This window comes from Mesorhizobium metallidurans STM 2683, from assembly GCF_000350085.1.
GTDB lineage: Bacteria > Pseudomonadota > Alphaproteobacteria > Rhizobiales > Rhizobiaceae > Mesorhizobium > Mesorhizobium metallidurans.
In genome coordinates this window covers 41,861-56,340 of sequence record NZ_CAUM01000055.1, presented here as the reverse complement: position 1 = coordinate 56,340, position 14,480 = coordinate 41,861, and the positions used below count along the sequence as shown (strand labels likewise).

General features: G+C 62.5%; 12 protein-coding genes and 1 pseudogene. 7 read left to right on the top strand and 6 right to left on the bottom strand.

Annotated elements, in window-relative coordinates:
- Positions 1-20: 20 nt before the first annotated feature.
- Positions 21-483: pseudogene (locus MESS2_RS09455) on the bottom strand (L,D-transpeptidase).
- A 673-nt stretch (positions 484-1,156) separates the two neighbouring features.
- Between MESS2_RS09455 and MESS2_RS09450 the strand changes: the two are divergent.
- Positions 1,157-1,354 carry a hypothetical protein gene (locus MESS2_RS09450; protein ID WP_008873973.1) on the top strand — a complete coding sequence of 66 codons (198 nt, stop codon included), beginning with the start codon at positions 1,157-1,159 and terminating at the stop codon, positions 1,352-1,354.
- Positions 1,355-1,412: 58 nt separating this feature from the next.
- Here MESS2_RS09450 and MESS2_RS09445 read toward each other — a convergent pair whose 3' ends face one another.
- Positions 1,413-2,099: a response regulator transcription factor gene (locus tag MESS2_RS09445; RefSeq protein ID WP_008873972.1), complete on the bottom strand. Its 687-nt coding sequence runs from the start codon at positions 2,097-2,099 to the stop codon at positions 1,413-1,415.
- 45 nt (positions 2,100-2,144) lie between these two features.
- Between MESS2_RS09445 and MESS2_RS09440 the strand changes: the two genes are divergently transcribed.
- Both MESS2_RS09440 and MESS2_RS09435 read left to right on the top strand, forming a co-directional pair.
- A complete protein-coding gene (locus MESS2_RS09440; RefSeq protein ID WP_209436089.1) occupies positions 2,145-2,924 on the top strand; it encodes a response regulator in 780 nt (259 codons plus the stop codon).
- Positions 2,925-2,982: 58 nt separating this feature from the next.
- On the top strand, positions 2,983-5,070 hold the full coding sequence (locus MESS2_RS09435; RefSeq protein ID WP_008873970.1) for a hybrid sensor histidine kinase/response regulator: 2,088 nt from the start codon (positions 2,983-2,985) through the stop codon (positions 5,068-5,070).
- A 214-nt stretch (positions 5,071-5,284) separates the two neighbouring features.
- Here the strand turns inward: MESS2_RS09435 and MESS2_RS09430 are convergent, their stop codons facing one another.
- Positions 5,285-5,695, bottom strand: a complete 411-nt coding sequence (locus MESS2_RS09430; protein WP_008873969.1) for a hypothetical protein — start codon at positions 5,693-5,695, stop codon at positions 5,285-5,287.
- Positions 5,696-6,197: 502 nt separating this feature from the next.
- Between MESS2_RS09430 and MESS2_RS09425 the strand changes: the two genes are divergently transcribed.
- Positions 6,198-7,400 carry an aromatic ring-hydroxylating oxygenase subunit alpha gene (locus tag MESS2_RS09425; protein WP_008873967.1) on the top strand — a complete coding sequence of 401 codons (1,203 nt, stop codon included), beginning with the start codon at positions 6,198-6,200 and terminating at the stop codon, positions 7,398-7,400.
- Between the two features lie 84 nt (positions 7,401-7,484).
- On the opposite strand, the gene MESS2_RS09420 is transcribed toward MESS2_RS09425, so the two are convergent.
- Positions 7,485-8,903, bottom strand: coding sequence for an aminotransferase (locus MESS2_RS09420; protein WP_008873966.1), 1,419 nt, complete (start codon positions 8,901-8,903; stop codon positions 7,485-7,487).
- Positions 8,904-9,225: 322 nt separating this feature from the next.
- Here MESS2_RS09420 and MESS2_RS09415 point away from each other — a divergent pair, with 322 nt between their 5' ends.
- From MESS2_RS09415 to MESS2_RS09405, 3 genes are read left to right on the top strand one after another with little or no spacing between them, the layout of a single operon-like run.
- On the top strand, positions 9,226-10,143 hold the full coding sequence (locus MESS2_RS09415) for an ABC transporter permease (protein WP_008873965.1): 918 nt from the start codon (positions 9,226-9,228) through the stop codon (positions 10,141-10,143).
- Positions 10,144-10,153: 10 nt separating this feature from the next.
- Positions 10,154-10,978 (top strand): ABC transporter permease, encoded by an 825-nt coding sequence (locus MESS2_RS09410; RefSeq protein ID WP_008873964.1) that lies wholly within the window; start codon positions 10,154-10,156, stop codon positions 10,976-10,978.
- Positions 10,979-11,015: 37 nt separating this feature from the next.
- Positions 11,016-12,089: an ABC transporter ATP-binding protein gene (locus tag MESS2_RS09405; RefSeq protein WP_008873963.1), complete on the top strand. Its 1,074-nt coding sequence runs from the start codon at positions 11,016-11,018 to the stop codon at positions 12,087-12,089.
- Here MESS2_RS09405 and MESS2_RS09400 read toward each other — a convergent pair.
- Together MESS2_RS09400 and MESS2_RS09395 are read right to left on the bottom strand one after the other, a co-directional pair.
- Complete coding sequence (locus MESS2_RS09400) at positions 12,053-13,363, bottom strand: flavin monoamine oxidase family protein (RefSeq protein WP_008873962.1); 1,311 nt, start codon at positions 13,361-13,363, stop codon at positions 12,053-12,055. The two genes, MESS2_RS09405 and MESS2_RS09400, sit on opposite strands and share 37 nt — an antisense overlap.
- Positions 13,360-14,436 (bottom strand): extracellular solute-binding protein, encoded by a 1,077-nt coding sequence (locus MESS2_RS09395; protein WP_008873961.1) that lies wholly within the window; start codon positions 14,434-14,436, stop codon positions 13,360-13,362. Before MESS2_RS09395 ends, MESS2_RS09400 begins: the two co-directional genes overlap by 4 nt.
- Positions 14,437-14,480: the final 44 nt, after the last annotated feature.

Sequence of the window (14,480 nt, the reverse complement as noted above, 5' to 3'; positions counted from 1 at the left end):
CCCAACCGCTCCCACACAGCCTACTTGACGATGACGATGCTGGTGTTGGCCGGACCGAAGACCTCGACAAGCTGGTAGAAGTCGGCGGCATTGTCCGGATGCAGCCGCACGCAGCCATGCGAGGCCGGCTGCCCCAGGCGCTTGACTGCATTGGTCGCATGTACGGCGTAGCCGCCGCTGAAGAAGACCGAATGCGGCATCGGCGCGTTGTCATATTTCTTCGAATACCACATCCGGTGCATGCGGGTCGGCTTGAACGAGCCGGTCGGCGTGGCATACCCCCTGGCGCCGGTCGAGACCTTTCCAGGCGAAGGTCGGCCGCCCGTCGACCAGGACTTCCATGGTCTGCTGCGAAAGCGAGACCCGCGCCACGATCTTGTTGGCGGCTTGCGCAGCGCCATTGCCGGCGCCGAGCAGAAGAGCCGCGCCCGTCAGGGCGGCCGCGGTGATGTGGATGAGCTTGGCGGAAATGGTGGTGTGCATGATGTCCCCTGTTTGCCGGTATGGCCGGTTCCAATTCGATGACCGGCTTATCGTTGGCGTGTGTTTCGACCCGATTTCGCAAGATACGCGTTTCTGTTTCGGATCTGTTTCCTGTGGTTAACGGAAGCGACTGCTTGGTGCAGGTCTTTCGAAGTAAAACCTGAAACAAACAGCGCCGGCTGCCGTCGAGCCCGGCGAGCGGAAGATGCCGGCTAACCCTCGGCGAAAACTCGGTTTTTCCCTCCTATGGAAGAAATTCCACCTCGCTCGAAACCAACTTGCAACAAAGCGCGGCGTGGGGCGGCATGATGCGGATACAGGCCAGCCGCAGATTTGACCTAACGGAAACAGCCGGCGCCAAACGAAAATCGGCATGAAATCGAAAGCGGCGTCCTGTTTCTCGCCACGGTCTGGATCGTTTCCAGCCTGCGCGTCAACCGGCTCAAGGCCCTCTGGCGGGTCGGTTTTGGGCTGAAGAAAGATGCGCGGCCCCTCCGGCAACTTGCAGCCGAGAGGACCGAAGGCCCGCGCCGCGTCGGGGGGCTCCGCAGCGGCGCGGGCACTTCGGGGGTATCCCGAAGCAAGGTCCGGCGAAGAACAGCGTGGCCGCTCTGACCTCGGAAGAGATCGCGCCGATAGGTCACGAATAATCTGAATTTGGGGAGTGGATACGATGAACACGAAATTTGCAGCTTCAGTGCTTTCCGCACTGCTCTACGCGCAGGGCCTGCTCGGTTTTGCCGGCCTTGTCACCGTGCTTCTGAAGGATCGCGCCCAGGCGACTGAATTCGCTATTGCCAGCGAAATGGGATCCGGCAAAACGAGGACCAGCGAAATACCGTCAGGTCCGTCGCTTCTTGTGGTGCGTTGAGCGCCGGGGCTGTGGACAGCAGGTGGCCGCCCTGGCCTCAATCGGCGGTGAACTGCCCTCAATCGGTGAACTGCATCGGCGGATCGAACCGGTAGCCCGCGCCCCTTATTGTGGTGATGGTTTCGGTGTCGAGCTTGCGGCGCAGCCGCACGATGCGCGAATCGATCGAGCGATCGAAGGCATCGGCATTTTCGGCGGGCGCTCCGGCAATGATGTCGTCTCGCGTCAGCACCTTCCGCGGACTGGCCAGAAACAGCTTGAGCAGCGCCACTTGACCCGGCGACAATTGCTCCTCCGTGCCGGAGCGATGCATGACCATGGCCGACCGCAGGTCGACCGTGGCGTTCTCCAATACGATCAATTCCCCGGCGCTCCTGCCGCGCCGCGTCAGCAACCCACCGATGCGGGCAGCGAGTTCCCTGACATTGAGCGGGCTCTCGACGACGTCGGCCGCACCCAGTTCGAGCGCCAGCACCTTGTCGACCAGATCGGTCGGCCGGCAGATCAGGATGAAATCCGGCCCACCCTCACCGCCGTAGCGCCTGAGCAGGTCACGTCCCTCCGCCTGGCTGAGGCTGTCGCCGATGATGGCGACATCGATACCCTTTCCCGAAAGCAGGGATTCGGCCTCCCAGGGTTGCCGCACCGGGCGCACATCATGGCCGCGCCGCTCAAGATGGTCGGCGAGATCGGTCGCCACCACATCGGCGACGGAAACAAGCGCAATGACGGATCGTGCGGCCATTTTTCCTACCATTCCCTCAGCAACCGAATATGAGCGCTGGACATGATGTTTATACCCAATCTACTTTCCACTGAAAGCGGGAGCGAGAGCATAGTGCGGGCACGAATTGTCATCGTCGAGGACGAGCCCGACCTGAGGGACGCGGTTGCCGAGTATCTCGGCGCCAGCGGCTACGATGTGGCGACGGCTGAAAGTGCCGCCGCAGCGCGCAGCTTGCTGGAAACGCAGTCGTTCCATCTGGCCATCCTCGACATCGCCATGCCCGGCGAGGACGGCCTGTCGCTCGGCCGCTGGCTGCGCTCGAAAATGCCGATCGGCGTCATCTATGCCACCGCCGCCGGCACCGCGCTCGACCGCATCGTCGGGCTGGAACTCGGCGCCGACGACTACATCGTCAAGCCTTACGAGTTGCGCGAGGTGCTGGCGAGGGTCCGCAGCGTGCTTCGCCGCGTGCCGCAACCGACCGAACCGAGGGGCACCAAGGCCGAGGCTGTGGCCGACCGCCGTTCCATGAGCTTCGGGCCCTTCCATGCCGATCTCGACGGCAGGTTCGTCACCGGCGCCAACGGCACGGCCATCGACATGGCCAAGAGCGAGTTCGATGTGCTCGAGGTTTTCCTGACACGCGCCAACCGGCTGTTGACGCGGGCCGCGATCTCCGAGGCGATCGGCTTCGTCGAGGATCCGGAATCGTCACGCGCGGTCGATATCCGCATCATGCGGCTGAGAAAGAAGATCGAGGCGGACCCGGCCAATCCGAAATTCCTGCGCACGGTGCGCGGCGAAGGCTATATCTTCTCGTTGCCGAATGGTGAAGGCAACTGAACGGACGGCCGCTGGCATCCACTCTGGCCTGGCGCGGCCCTGAAAATGACGGCTGACAATGACTGCTGAGGCAGAACGCACCGATATGCACGGCGCCAGGCAAGGCGCGGCGATGGCGGCTGTCAATGTCGTTCGCCGGCTGCGCGAAGCTGGTGACTGGCAGCGCGAGATGGACACCATCCTCGCGACACTCTGCACGGCGCTCGATTGCCAGCGCGGCATCCTGTTTCGTCTGCGCGAACTGCCTGGCCAGGGTTTTGCCCAGTCGGTCGCGGCCTACTGGATCGATCCCCGGTTCGGCGGCGAATTGGCATCGCCGACGGTAATCATGCAGTCGGTCGTCAATTCGGACCCGTTGCTGGAACAGTTGGCCGGGGATGAGCGGCAAGGCAAGGTCTTCGCCGGACACACGCGCGACCTCGAAGGCTTCCTGAGAGCCGACTTCGAAAAGCAGCACATCAAGTCGTTCCTGTCGGTGTCGGTCTTTGCGCACGGCCATCTGTGGGGCACGCTGGCGATCAACGATTGTGTGAACGAGCGTCAATGGTCCGACGAGGAAGAGGCCACGCTGCACATCATCGCGCTGGCCATCAGCGACGCCATCGAGCGATCGCTTTCCGATGCCCATGCCAGCGAGGTTATCCGCCGCACCATGCTGCAGGCCTCGCTCGACGCCATTATCGTCATCGACGAAACCGGTTCGATCATCGAATTCAATCCGGCCGCCGAAAAGATGTTCGGCTACCAGCGCAGCGACATCCTCGGCAAGGACCTGCTCGACACCGTCGTTCCGGAATATTACCGCAAGGGCTACGCGTCGGGCGCCGATTACATGTCGGGGCGCGGCGCGCCGATGGTCGGCCAGCGGCTCGAGACCGTCACCCAGAACGCGGCCGGCGAAGTCTTCCCGATCGAATTGACGGCGACCGAGATGCGGGTCGCCGACCGTCGCCTGATCTTCGGCTCGATCCGCGACCTGCGCGACAAGCTGCGAGCCGAAGAGGAGATCGGCCGCCAGCGCGAAAAGCTGCACCAGAACGAGAAGATGGCGGCGATGGGCTCGCTGCTTGCCGGCGTTTCGCATGAGCTTAACAACCCGTTGGCCGTGGTCGTTGCTCAATCGACGCTGTTGCACGAATTCGCGTCCGATCCACAGACCAAGGTGCGCGCCGAAAAGGTGCGGGCCGCCGCCGAGCGCTGCGGCCGCATCGTCAAGAGCTTCCTGTCGATGGTGCGCCTGCATCCGGCGGCCCAGGCCGAGACCGACCTCAACCAGGTGGTTCGCGCAGCCCTCGAAGTGACGGCCTATGGCGCCAGATCGACGGGCATCATCATCGATACCGATTTTGCCAGCGGTCCGCTGCTGGCCATGGCCGACGCCGACCATGTGACCCAGGTGGCCGCCAACTTCCTCGTCAACAGCCAGCACGCCCTGGCCGGCATCGGCGGCGACCGGCTGATCAAGGTCCGCACCTTTCGCAGTGACCGCGGCAATCCCAGTTTCTCCGTCGAGGACAACGGCCCTGGCGTGCCGGAGGCGATACGCGCCCGCATCTTCGAATCCTATTTCACCACCAAGCCGGTCGGCGTCGGCACCGGCATCGGCCTGTCGATCTCGAAGTCGATCATCGAAAGGCACAACGGCAATGTCTGGTTCGAGGAGGTTGTGCCAAGGGGCGCACGTTTCGTCGTGCAGTTGCCGGCGATCGCCGCCAGCGGTGCCGTCGCCGGCGAAGGCCCGGTGCGGTCGAGCGGCTTGCGCCATGCGCTGATCGTCGATGACGAGCCCGATGTCGCCGCCTCGCTCTCCGACATTCTGGAACTGATGGGCATCAAGTCGCGCATCGTGCCGATCTGGGCATCGACGGCTGCGACCTTGGGCGGCCACATGCCGCCGGACATCGTCTTTTCCGATCTGCGTATGCCCGGTACCAGCGGTATATCGATCTATCGCGAGTTGCTCACCGAGCGGCCTGATCTGGCGCGGCGCTTCGTTTTGGTCACCGGCGACCTGATCGGCGCCAAGGCCGAGATCGAGGCCTTGCCTGCGCCGCTGCGGCCGCAGATCCTGGAAAAGCCGTTCAGCACACTCGACGTGCGTGGCGTGCTATCGGCCATTGCCGAACAGGCGGCATCAGGCAGCTAAGCAATTCCAGGAAAAGTGTGAAACGGTTTTCCCGGGAAAAGCGCATAGCGCTTTTCCTTGGGAATTGCGTCAAAACAAAGAGAAAGCGTTTCAAAAAGAAGACTCCCGACCGACGGTGCGGGCGGGAGCCTGACTGAGCGCTGGAGGACGCTCGGGGAAGCATGATCCCTAGAAGTGGGAACCGGTCTTCGAAAAGATCATGCTCGCCAAAAACTCAAAAAACGTTCGGCGCGCTGGCTATCGGCGCGGCATTCGCGATCATGCGGACGGCGCGGGCCCTATGCACTCCGGACTGCTGGGCGATGGCGCGCAGGCAGTCCACGCTCTCGGCGCCCCAGGCCTGGCCCTTGCAGGCAAAATCGATCTGCGGCATCGGCAGGCGCCCGGTCTTGGTCGTGGTTGTCGCGCCATCGATGAGGTTGGCGGGTGGGTTCAGCGAGGCAAAGGCCGGGCCAACCGTCGGCGCGAACGCCATACCGACGAATGCAGCAGCCGCCAGCACCGTGAACAGCCCCATCGGATGGTCGCTGGCGCACTGGCGCAATGCCAGCTTCGGGCGGCGGTCATTGCGCTCTCCGGGCTGGAGTTGGTGGTCGTGGCTGGCGGTGTGGGTTTTGGTAAACATCATCGTTCCCTGTCGTCGATTTTCTTTTTTTAGTAAAACGAACTTAATCGCGCCTGGTAACGGGCGAATGGTGCACCCGCTTGCTCATGTAACGGCTTTGAAACGAGAAAATTCGGCTATTATCGGCATATTTAGTCAGACCCGGCAAAGGTTCGTTTGCGAACTCTTTGCGTGGCAAGAACGCTGGCAGCACCCCTCTAAGCCTGAATCGGCCGCCGGACAGTGACCAATCCCACACTTCGGAATGGATTTCGGGGCAGCGGCGATCTTTGCCATGCCAGACGCGCGGTCATTCCCCGACGCGGCAGCCCCGAATCCTCGCATGGCGCGCCGTTTCACAACCCATGTTAACACCCGGAATTTCCGGGATTTTCTGTCGCCACGCCGGTTCTGGAAGCGCCAAAACTCAGCCTTGTGGGAGATTCTGTTTTCCACAAGCCATTGCATTTGAATGAAAAATATGCTTTTATTGAATGAGTATTCAACAAATGAAGAGCCGTTTATGAACCCGCACCTCCGTGACGTGGCGATCCCCAATGATTGGGACCGGCGGGGCTTGCCGGGCTGGAGCTATCATTCCGACGCCCTTCTCGAACTCGAGAAAGAGTATGTCTTCCGCAATCATTGGCAGATCGCCGGCCATGTCTCCGACGTGCCGAATGCCGGCGACTATCTGACCATGGACGTGGTCGGCGAACGGGCGCTGATCGTGCGCGGCAAGGACGGCGTCGTGCGCGCCTTCAACAATATGTGCCGCCACCGCGGCAGCCGCGTCGTCGCCGACAGCCAGGGCACCTGCAAGAACGCACTGGTCTGCCCGTTCCATGGCTGGGTCTACAATCTCGACGGTACGCTGCGCGGCGCCGCCCGCCCGCGCTCCTTCCCCGATCTCGACAAGACCGAATTCCGCCTGATGCCGCTCGATCTCGAAATCTGGATGGGCTTCATCTTCATCCGCTTCCGCAAGGGCGGGCCGCAGCCGTCGGTGGCCGAATTGCTGAAGCCGATCGAGGCCGAGATGGCGCATTACGGCATCGCCGACATGGTGCCGTCCTGGGGCATCTGGACCCAGAAGTCGCCGGTCAACTGGAAGTCGGTGCGCGACGTCGACAATGAGGGCTACCATGTCGCCATGGCCCATCCAGCCTTGCAGGATCTCTACGGCGCGACCTATTTCGACGAGCCGTTCATCAACGGCGTGTCGCGCTCCTTCGCCACCTACAATCCGCACGCCGGACGGCGCTGGAGTGTAGGCCAGTACATCAAGCTCGCACCAGCGGCGACGCATCTGCCGGAGCATCTGCGCAAGGCCTGGATCTATTACGGCATCTTCCCCAACAACGCGCTGTCGATCATGCCGGAATCCGTGCAGTTCTATCAGGAGTTCCCGCTGTCCACCGGCGAGACGCTGCTGCGCGGCGCCATCTACCGCTACCCCGACGAAACCAGGGAACAGGCGGCGGCGCGTTACCTCGCCTATCGCATCGACCGCGACACCATGAACGAGGACGTGCAGCTTTCCGTCTGGTCGAACGAATCCATGCTGTCCGAAGCTTTCGAGGGCTTTTACCTCTCCGACCTCGAATATGGCGTGCGCACCCACCACGACCATCTGCGCAGGCAGATCCCGGTGCTCGGACTGGAGACCGCGCCGGAGGAAAAGGACATGTGGGCGCTGAATGACGCGCTAAGGTCGCAGGTGTAGGACGGCTGTTTCTGCAATGATGGCGATTGGCGAAGCCGTCGACGAGAGCGTCCCTCTCCCCGTCACTATGCGGGGAGAAGGGAGCTATCCCTGCCACACCCCTTCTTTCCGCAAATCGTCCATTGTTCGTGAAATGCCTTCGCGCAGGATCGCCACCATGTCGTCGATCTGCTCGCGCGAAATGATCAGCGGCGGCGACATCACGCACATGTTGATCAGCGGCCTGACCAAAAGGCCAAGCTCGTGGCAATGCGTGTCGATGCGCTTGCCGACATTCTTGTCGAGCTGCAGCGGATCCCTGCTTTCGCGGTCGGCCACGCATTCGACGCAACCCATCAGCCCGAGCCCCCGCACCTCGCCGACCAGCGGCAGTTCCTCCAGCGTCTTCAGTTGCGCCTGGAAATAGGGCGCGATTTCGCGCGCATGGGCGAGCACGCTGTCTTCGAGGATGTCGAGGTTCTTCAGCGCCACCGCGCAGCCGACCGGATGGCTTGTATAGGTCAGCCCATGGCCGAACATGGCATCGGGATGGTTGGAGCGGCGCAACTCCTCCAGCAGCCGTTCCGAGATAATGACGCCGCCGAGCGGAAAATAGCCTGATGTCACGCCCTTGGCGAAGGTGATCATATCGGGATCGATGCCGAAGGCATCACCGGAAGCAAGGACATGGCCGAGCCGGCCGAAGGCCGTCACCACCTCGTCGGAGATATAGAGGATATCGTTGTCGCGGCAGATCTCGCGGATGCGCTTGAGGTAGCCGTCCGGCGGCACGATGACGCCGCCGGATGCCTGCACCGGCTCGCCGACGAACGCGCCGATCCGCTCAGTGCCGACACGGGCGACGGTATCGCGGAATTCATCGACCAGCAGATCGGCGAAGGCGGCAAGGCTCATGCCTTTTGGACGGCGGAACGGATCGGGCGACGACAATTTGACGACGAGGTCGTCGGCGCCGTCCATCCAGTCGCGGTCGCGCGGGCGCCCGTTGAGCGAGGCCGACAGATAGGTCGAGCCGTGATAGGCGCCGCCACGGCTCAGGATCAGCTTCTTTTCCGGGCGGCCGCGCACATTGTTATAGAATTGCATGAAGCGCAGCGCCGTCTCCACCGCCGAGGAGCCGCCCGTGGTGAAGAAGACATGGTTGAGGTCGCCGGGCGCATGGCCGGCGATGCGCATGGCAAGCTCCGCCGACGGCGCGTTCATCGTGTACCATGGCGTGTTGTAGGACAGCGCCATCGCCTGGTCGTACATCACCTTGGCGAGCTCCTCGCGGCGATGGCCGATATTGATGCACCACATGCCGGCCGGGCCGTCGATCAGCCTTTGGCCGCTGCTGTCGGTGATGTAAATGCCGTCGCCGTCACCGATCAGCGCGCGCGCTTCGTCGCCGACCGAACCGGCAAACGGCCAGGGCTGGATAAGATGACGCTTAGCCAGCTCGACGGCATCGTCGCTGCTAGACTCGGCCGTTCCGGTCGCCGTCAGATCTCTTGCAGCCGCCATCGTCGCCTCGCATCGTTTGATTACAAATTTTCCCTGGACATGAAGCCAAGCACCAAGCCTTGGAGAAGTCGACTTCACTTCATTTTGAATGTCCGTTCAATCAATATTGCAGAAATAGCGCTTGATTTCAATCCGCGGATGCGCTCATGATGAAAGAAAGCCGGCAAGCTTGGAGTACGATCGGCAACGCGGTCACCAGTTTCTCGTTCGGTCGCACTCCAGGCATAAAAGTGGGAACAAGCAGCCGAATGGGACGCCGCATGGCAGGACGATCCGCGCCAGCAATTGAGTTCACGCCCGGGGTCCTGCCCGAGGGCTTGCAATGACGGCGGCGGCAGAAGGGTCGCCCGCATTCGGTATGACGCGAGCCAGGCGAAACGCCCTTCTGCAGTCCGAACCCGTCCAGGGCTTTGCCCTGATCAGCCCAACCTTTCTCTACGCGCTCATACTTCTGGTCCTGCCGATCCTGGTGGTCATCGCGCATTCCTTCTGGACGCAGAATTACCTCACCATCGACCGCACCTTCACGCTGGAAAACTACCGCATCGCGCTGACCGAGCCGATCTATCGCGACCTGCTCTGGCGTTCGCTCTACATCTCGCTGACGGTGAGCTTCTTCACGGTCGTGCTTGCCTATCCGATCGCCTACTTCATCTCCTTCCATGGCGGCCGCCACAAGAGCCTGTGGCTGTTCCTGATCACCATCCCGTTCTGGACCAGCTATCTCCTGCGCGTGATGTCATGGAAGGTGATCCTCGGCTATAACGGCGTCTTGAACTCCGGCCTGATGGGGCTTGGCGTCATCGACGAGCCGTCGACAGCGCTGCTCTACAATTCGAGCGCCGTCATCATCACGCTGACCCATGCCTGGGCCGCTTTCGCCATCCTGCCGATCTTCGTCTCGCTGGAAAAGGTCGACCGCACGCTGGTCGAGGCGGCCAAGGACCTTGGCGACGGTCCCATTCGTTCCTTCCTGCGCGTGACGCTGCCGCTGTCGGCGCCGGGTGTCATCTCGGCGGCGTTGATCGTCATGATCCCGACCGTCGGCGACTATGTCACGCCCAAGCTCGTCGGCGGCAAGGACGGCGTCATGATCGCCAACGCCATCCAGGCCCAGTTCGGCAAGGCGTCCAACTGGCCGCTGGGCGCGGCACTCTCGGTCACCACCATGCTGATCGTGACGCTGATCGCCGGCGCCACCGTGCTGATCCTCCGTACCGCCCAGAGGCTAGCGCGATGAGGTTGGCGCGATGACAGCGATGCGGCGCTTCCTGGCCAATGGCTGGCTGTCGGCCTATGCGTTTCTCTACGTCGTCTTCCTCTATCTGCCGGTCATCTTCCTGCCGATCTTCTCGGTCAACACGGCCGCGACGCCGAAATTCCCGCTCTCCGGCTTCACGCTCAAATGGTATGAGGATCTGCCGCGCACGCCGGCGCTGCTCGACGCCGCCTGGAACAGCCTTGTCGTCGGCGTCTCGGCCGCCATCCTGTCGACGGTTCTCGGCATCCTCGCCGCCCGTTCGATCACCCGCTACCGCTACCCCGGCCGCCGCGCCATCAACGGCCTGATCATGGCGCCGCTGGTACTGCCCGAAATCATCGTCGCCATCTCCCTGCTGTTGGTGATACTGCAACTTGGCCTGAGCCTGTCGCTGTTCACCGTTGTGCTTGGTCACGTGCTCGTCAGCATTCCCTATTCGATGACGGTGCTGACCGCCGGCTTCGAGGGCTTCGACCGCAGCCTGGAGGAAGCCTCCGCCGATCTCGGCGAGAGCGCGTTCGGCACTTTCAGGCGCGTGACGCTGCCGATGGTGGCGCCGGCGATCATTTCCAGCCTGCTCGTCTGCTTCACCATTTCGCTCGATGAATTCCTCATCGCCTTCTTCCTGACCGGCACCGAGGCCACGCTGCCGATCTATATCTGGGGCCAATTGCGCTTTGCCTCGAAGCTGCCTGGTGTTCTGGCGCTGGGCACGCTTTTGCTGGCTGCCTCTTTCCTCTTGATGACCGTGGCCGAAATCCTGCGCCGCCACGCAGCCAAACGCACCCAGAACGAGGGGGGCCTCTATGCCTGAGCGGCCCCGGACTGAACGAACCCAAACCGAACGGCCAATGATCGAGATCAAAAGCGTCACCCGCAGCTACGGCGCCTTCAAGGCGCTCGACGACGCTTCACTGACCATCAAGGAGGGCGAATTCTTCTCGCTGCTCGGCCCGTCCGGCTGCGGCAAGACCACGCTGCTACGCATGATTGCCGGTTTCGACAACCCGACCAGCGGCTCGATCTCGGTCGACGGTCAGTCGATGGAGGGCATTCCCGCCAACCGCCGGCCGACGAACATGGTCTTCCAGAGCTATGCGATCTTCCCGCATCTCAATGTCGAGCAGAATGTCGCCTACGGGCTGAAGCGGCTGAAGCTGGCGGGACCGGAAGAAAAACGCCGCGTCGAGGAGGCGCTGGCCCAGGTCTCGCTGACCGGCCTTGGCAAACGTCTCGCCACCGAACTTTCCGGCGGCCAGCGCCAGCGCGTGGCGCTGGCCCGCGCGCTGGTGATGCGGCCGAAGGTGCTGCTGCTCGACGAGCCGCTGTCGGCGCTGGACAAGAAGCTGCGCGAGCAGATGCAGGTAGAGTTGCGCCGCCTGCAGCAGGCGGTCGGCATCACCTTCGTGCTCGTCACCCACGACCAGTATGAGGCGCTGGCCATGTCCGATCGTATCGCTGTGATGTTCGGCGGCAGGATCGCGCAGGTCGCCTCGCCCAAGGAAATCTACCAGCGCCCCGTCAACCGCCAGGTCGCCGACTTCCTCGGCGGCATGAATTTCGTCAAGGCCGAGATCGTCGAGGAGAACGGCGCCTCGCTGGTCGTCGACACGCTGGGCTTCGGCCGCATCAAGACCGACAAGCCCAAAGCCTTTGTCCGCAATGGCGGCGCAGCCACGCTCGGCATAAGACCTGAGCGCCTTCGCGTGCTGTGGGACAATGCGACGGCTAAATTCGAAGTCGCCGGCAAGGTGGTCGAGCGCCATTACTTCGGCGAGATCACCCATTTGATCGTCGAGATACCTGGACTGGAAAAGCCGCTCTCAGTGACCGAAACCAATGATTTCGGCGCCGACGACATTCCCGTCGGCACCTCGATCCGCCTTGCCTACGACCCCGAGGCGCTGGTGGCGATGGCGGACTGAACGTCCGCAATGATCTTTCGCGCCGCGATCCGCCCCGCCACGATCGCACCCTCGACATAGCCGGGAAATGACGGCGACAGTTCCGAGCTGGCGAAATGGACCGGCGGTGCGCCGGCCAGGATGATCCGTTCGGCATCCGTCGCCCTCGCGTCGACGATGAGGTCGCTGTAGGCGCCGCCGCTCCAGCGATCGTGTGTCCAATCGCGATAGCTGAGATCGGCAATACCGGCTGCTTCGGTACCGAGCGCGTCCTGCAACCTTGCCGTCAGTTCGCCGCGCAGGGCGCCATCGCCGAGTTCACGCCAGCGCAACGCCAGTGGCCCGCCGACGAAAACGACCAGCGCGGCATGGTCGTCGTCCTTGCTGGCATCGCAGGCAAACAGGCCCGGCAGGTCGCGCCACATCACCATGCCGCTCAGGCCCCTAACGCGCCAGAACGCCGTGGGATAGCGCACCAGCACCTTGATCACCGCGCCGCTTTGCCAGACGCCGAGCGCTCTTTCCAGGACAGCCGGCAGCGCCGGCACGAAATTGAGCTTCGAGGCCATCATCGGCGGCACGGCGATAAGTGCCGTCCGCGCTTCGATCGCGCCTGCCGCCGTGACGAGGCGAACGCCTTCCGGCCCGTTATCGATGGTTTCGACCGCTGCATTCAATCGCAGGCGGTCGCCGAGATCGCTGGCCAGATCATCCGCCAAAGCATGCATGGTTTCGCGCACGAAATATTGCAGTTCCGGCACCTCGTTGGTGATGCGACGGTCATTGTCGATCAAGTGCCACAGCGGCAGCTTTTCCAGCGCCTGGCACCAGAGGCCCTCGATCATCGAACGAAAGGCCATCTTGACCTCGACAGGATCATGCTGGCGATCGAGCCAATCTGCGACGGTCAATCCGGCAATATCGGGATCGTCGGGCGCGATCGCATTCATCCGGTCGCGGATCGCCATCGAGGCGAGGAAGATTCGCTCGCCTTGGCTCGCGCTCAGCCGCGGCTGGGTGACGAACTCCCCCTCGACATAGGTTTCGACAAGTGTCTTGCCGTGCGCTTCAACCAGCGTCATCAGTTCCGGCATGTCCTCGCACAGGAACTGGCCGCCGCTATCGATGCGCTCTCCCAGCCCATTGCGTTTGGATTCCACGCGACCGCCGACACGGTCGCGCGCTTCGAGCAGCACGAAATCGATGCCGGCCTTCTTCAGTTCCAGCGCCGCCGACAGGCCGGTGAACCCGGCTCCGACGATGATGACATCGGCTCTTTCAGTTCCGCGCTTCAATAGCCGGCCTTGATCTTCTCGAACTCCTCGATCATCCGCTGCTTGAGCTCCGGCGCCACCGGTTGCTGGAACAGGGTCTTGTCGAGAAATTTGTCGAGATCGTCGAAACCCCGCTCGGCCAGCAGCTTGGGCTCGATCGCCGACATGCCGGCGGCGTTGCCGTGGCCATAGCCGAATGTCGTGACCATATAGCTCGACACGGCAGGCGCGTTGACCGCGTTCAGGAAATCATAGGCCTGGTCGAGATTTCCGGGCGCGTCCTTCATCAGCACATAGCCGCACACCCAGGTCGACATGCCCTCCTTGGTGTCGCGGTTCATAGCGATCGACACGCCCTGGCTCTTGAGCGTAACGAAGGTCTCGTTCCAGCCCCAGGCGAGGTCGACCTCATTGCCTGAGAAGGCCTGGTTGATGTCGGTGTCGTCGGTCCAGTAGAAGCGGATGTTCCTGTGCACGTCGCGCAGGAAATCGGACGCCTCCTTAAACTCGGCGTCGGTCATCTTGGTCCAGTCCTTGAGACCGATGACCAGGCTTGCCAGGGCGTAGGCGTCGTCGACATTGTCGCCAATGGTGACGCGCCCCTTGAATTTCGGATCCGCGAAGATCCTCAGCGACTGCGCTTCTTCCGCCGTGACATCGTCGGTGCGGTAAAGCAGCGATGTGTTGCCCCAGTCGAAGGGCATGAACCAGACCTTGCCGTCGGCGGCAGTAGTGAGATCCTTCATCGCCATGATGCCGGGATTGAGGTCTTTCCAGCCGGTGATTTTCGATGTGTCGAGCGGCTGCAGCATGCCCGCTTCGCGCCACTTCACCACGCTTTGCGAACAGGGATGCGCAATATCGGCCTTGAAGCCGGCCCGCATCTTCTGGAAGGCTTCGTCCTCGTCGCCAAAGAAGGCGAAGGTTGGCTCAGCACCATATTTGGTGGCGTAGGCGGGATGCAGCAGCGGATCCTCGTAGCCCGACCAGTCGAACACGACGAGGTCGCCGCCGCCCGCCGCAAATGCGAGATGAGCGCCAGCGCCGATCGTGCATGCGGCAGCGATGGCAAGGTTGCGAAGCATGGACTTCATGGCTGGAAATTCCCCCGTCGCGAACTCATCCGAGTGAGGTTAGG

Excerpts from the sequence above, each read along its gene's own strand:
- MESS2_RS09450 (WP_008873973.1), top strand. The coding sequence starts at position 1,157 with ATGAACACGAAATTTGCAGCTTCAGTGCTTTCCGCACTGCTCTACGCG.
- MESS2_RS09445 (WP_008873972.1), bottom strand. The coding sequence starts at position 2,099 with ATGGCCGCACGATCCGTCATTGCGCTTGTTTCCGTCGCCGATGTGGTG.
- MESS2_RS09440 (WP_209436089.1), top strand. The coding sequence starts at position 2,145 with ATGTTTATACCCAATCTACTTTCCACTGAAAGCGGGAGCGAGAGCATA.
- MESS2_RS09435 (WP_008873970.1), top strand. The coding sequence starts at position 2,983 with ATGACTGCTGAGGCAGAACGCACCGATATGCACGGCGCCAGGCAAGGC.
- MESS2_RS09430 (WP_008873969.1), bottom strand. The coding sequence starts at position 5,695 with ATGTTTACCAAAACCCACACCGCCAGCCACGACCACCAACTCCAGCCC.
- MESS2_RS09425 (WP_008873967.1), top strand. The coding sequence starts at position 6,198 with ATGAACCCGCACCTCCGTGACGTGGCGATCCCCAATGATTGGGACCGG.
- MESS2_RS09420 (WP_008873966.1), bottom strand. The coding sequence starts at position 8,903 with ATGGCGGCTGCAAGAGATCTGACGGCGACCGGAACGGCCGAGTCTAGC.
- MESS2_RS09415 (WP_008873965.1), top strand. The coding sequence starts at position 9,226 with ATGACGGCGGCGGCAGAAGGGTCGCCCGCATTCGGTATGACGCGAGCC.
- MESS2_RS09410 (WP_008873964.1), top strand. The coding sequence starts at position 10,154 with ATGACAGCGATGCGGCGCTTCCTGGCCAATGGCTGGCTGTCGGCCTAT.
- MESS2_RS09405 (WP_008873963.1), top strand. The coding sequence starts at position 11,016 with ATGATCGAGATCAAAAGCGTCACCCGCAGCTACGGCGCCTTCAAGGCG.
- MESS2_RS09395 (WP_008873961.1), bottom strand. The coding sequence starts at position 14,436 with ATGAAGTCCATGCTTCGCAACCTTGCCATCGCTGCCGCATGCACGATC.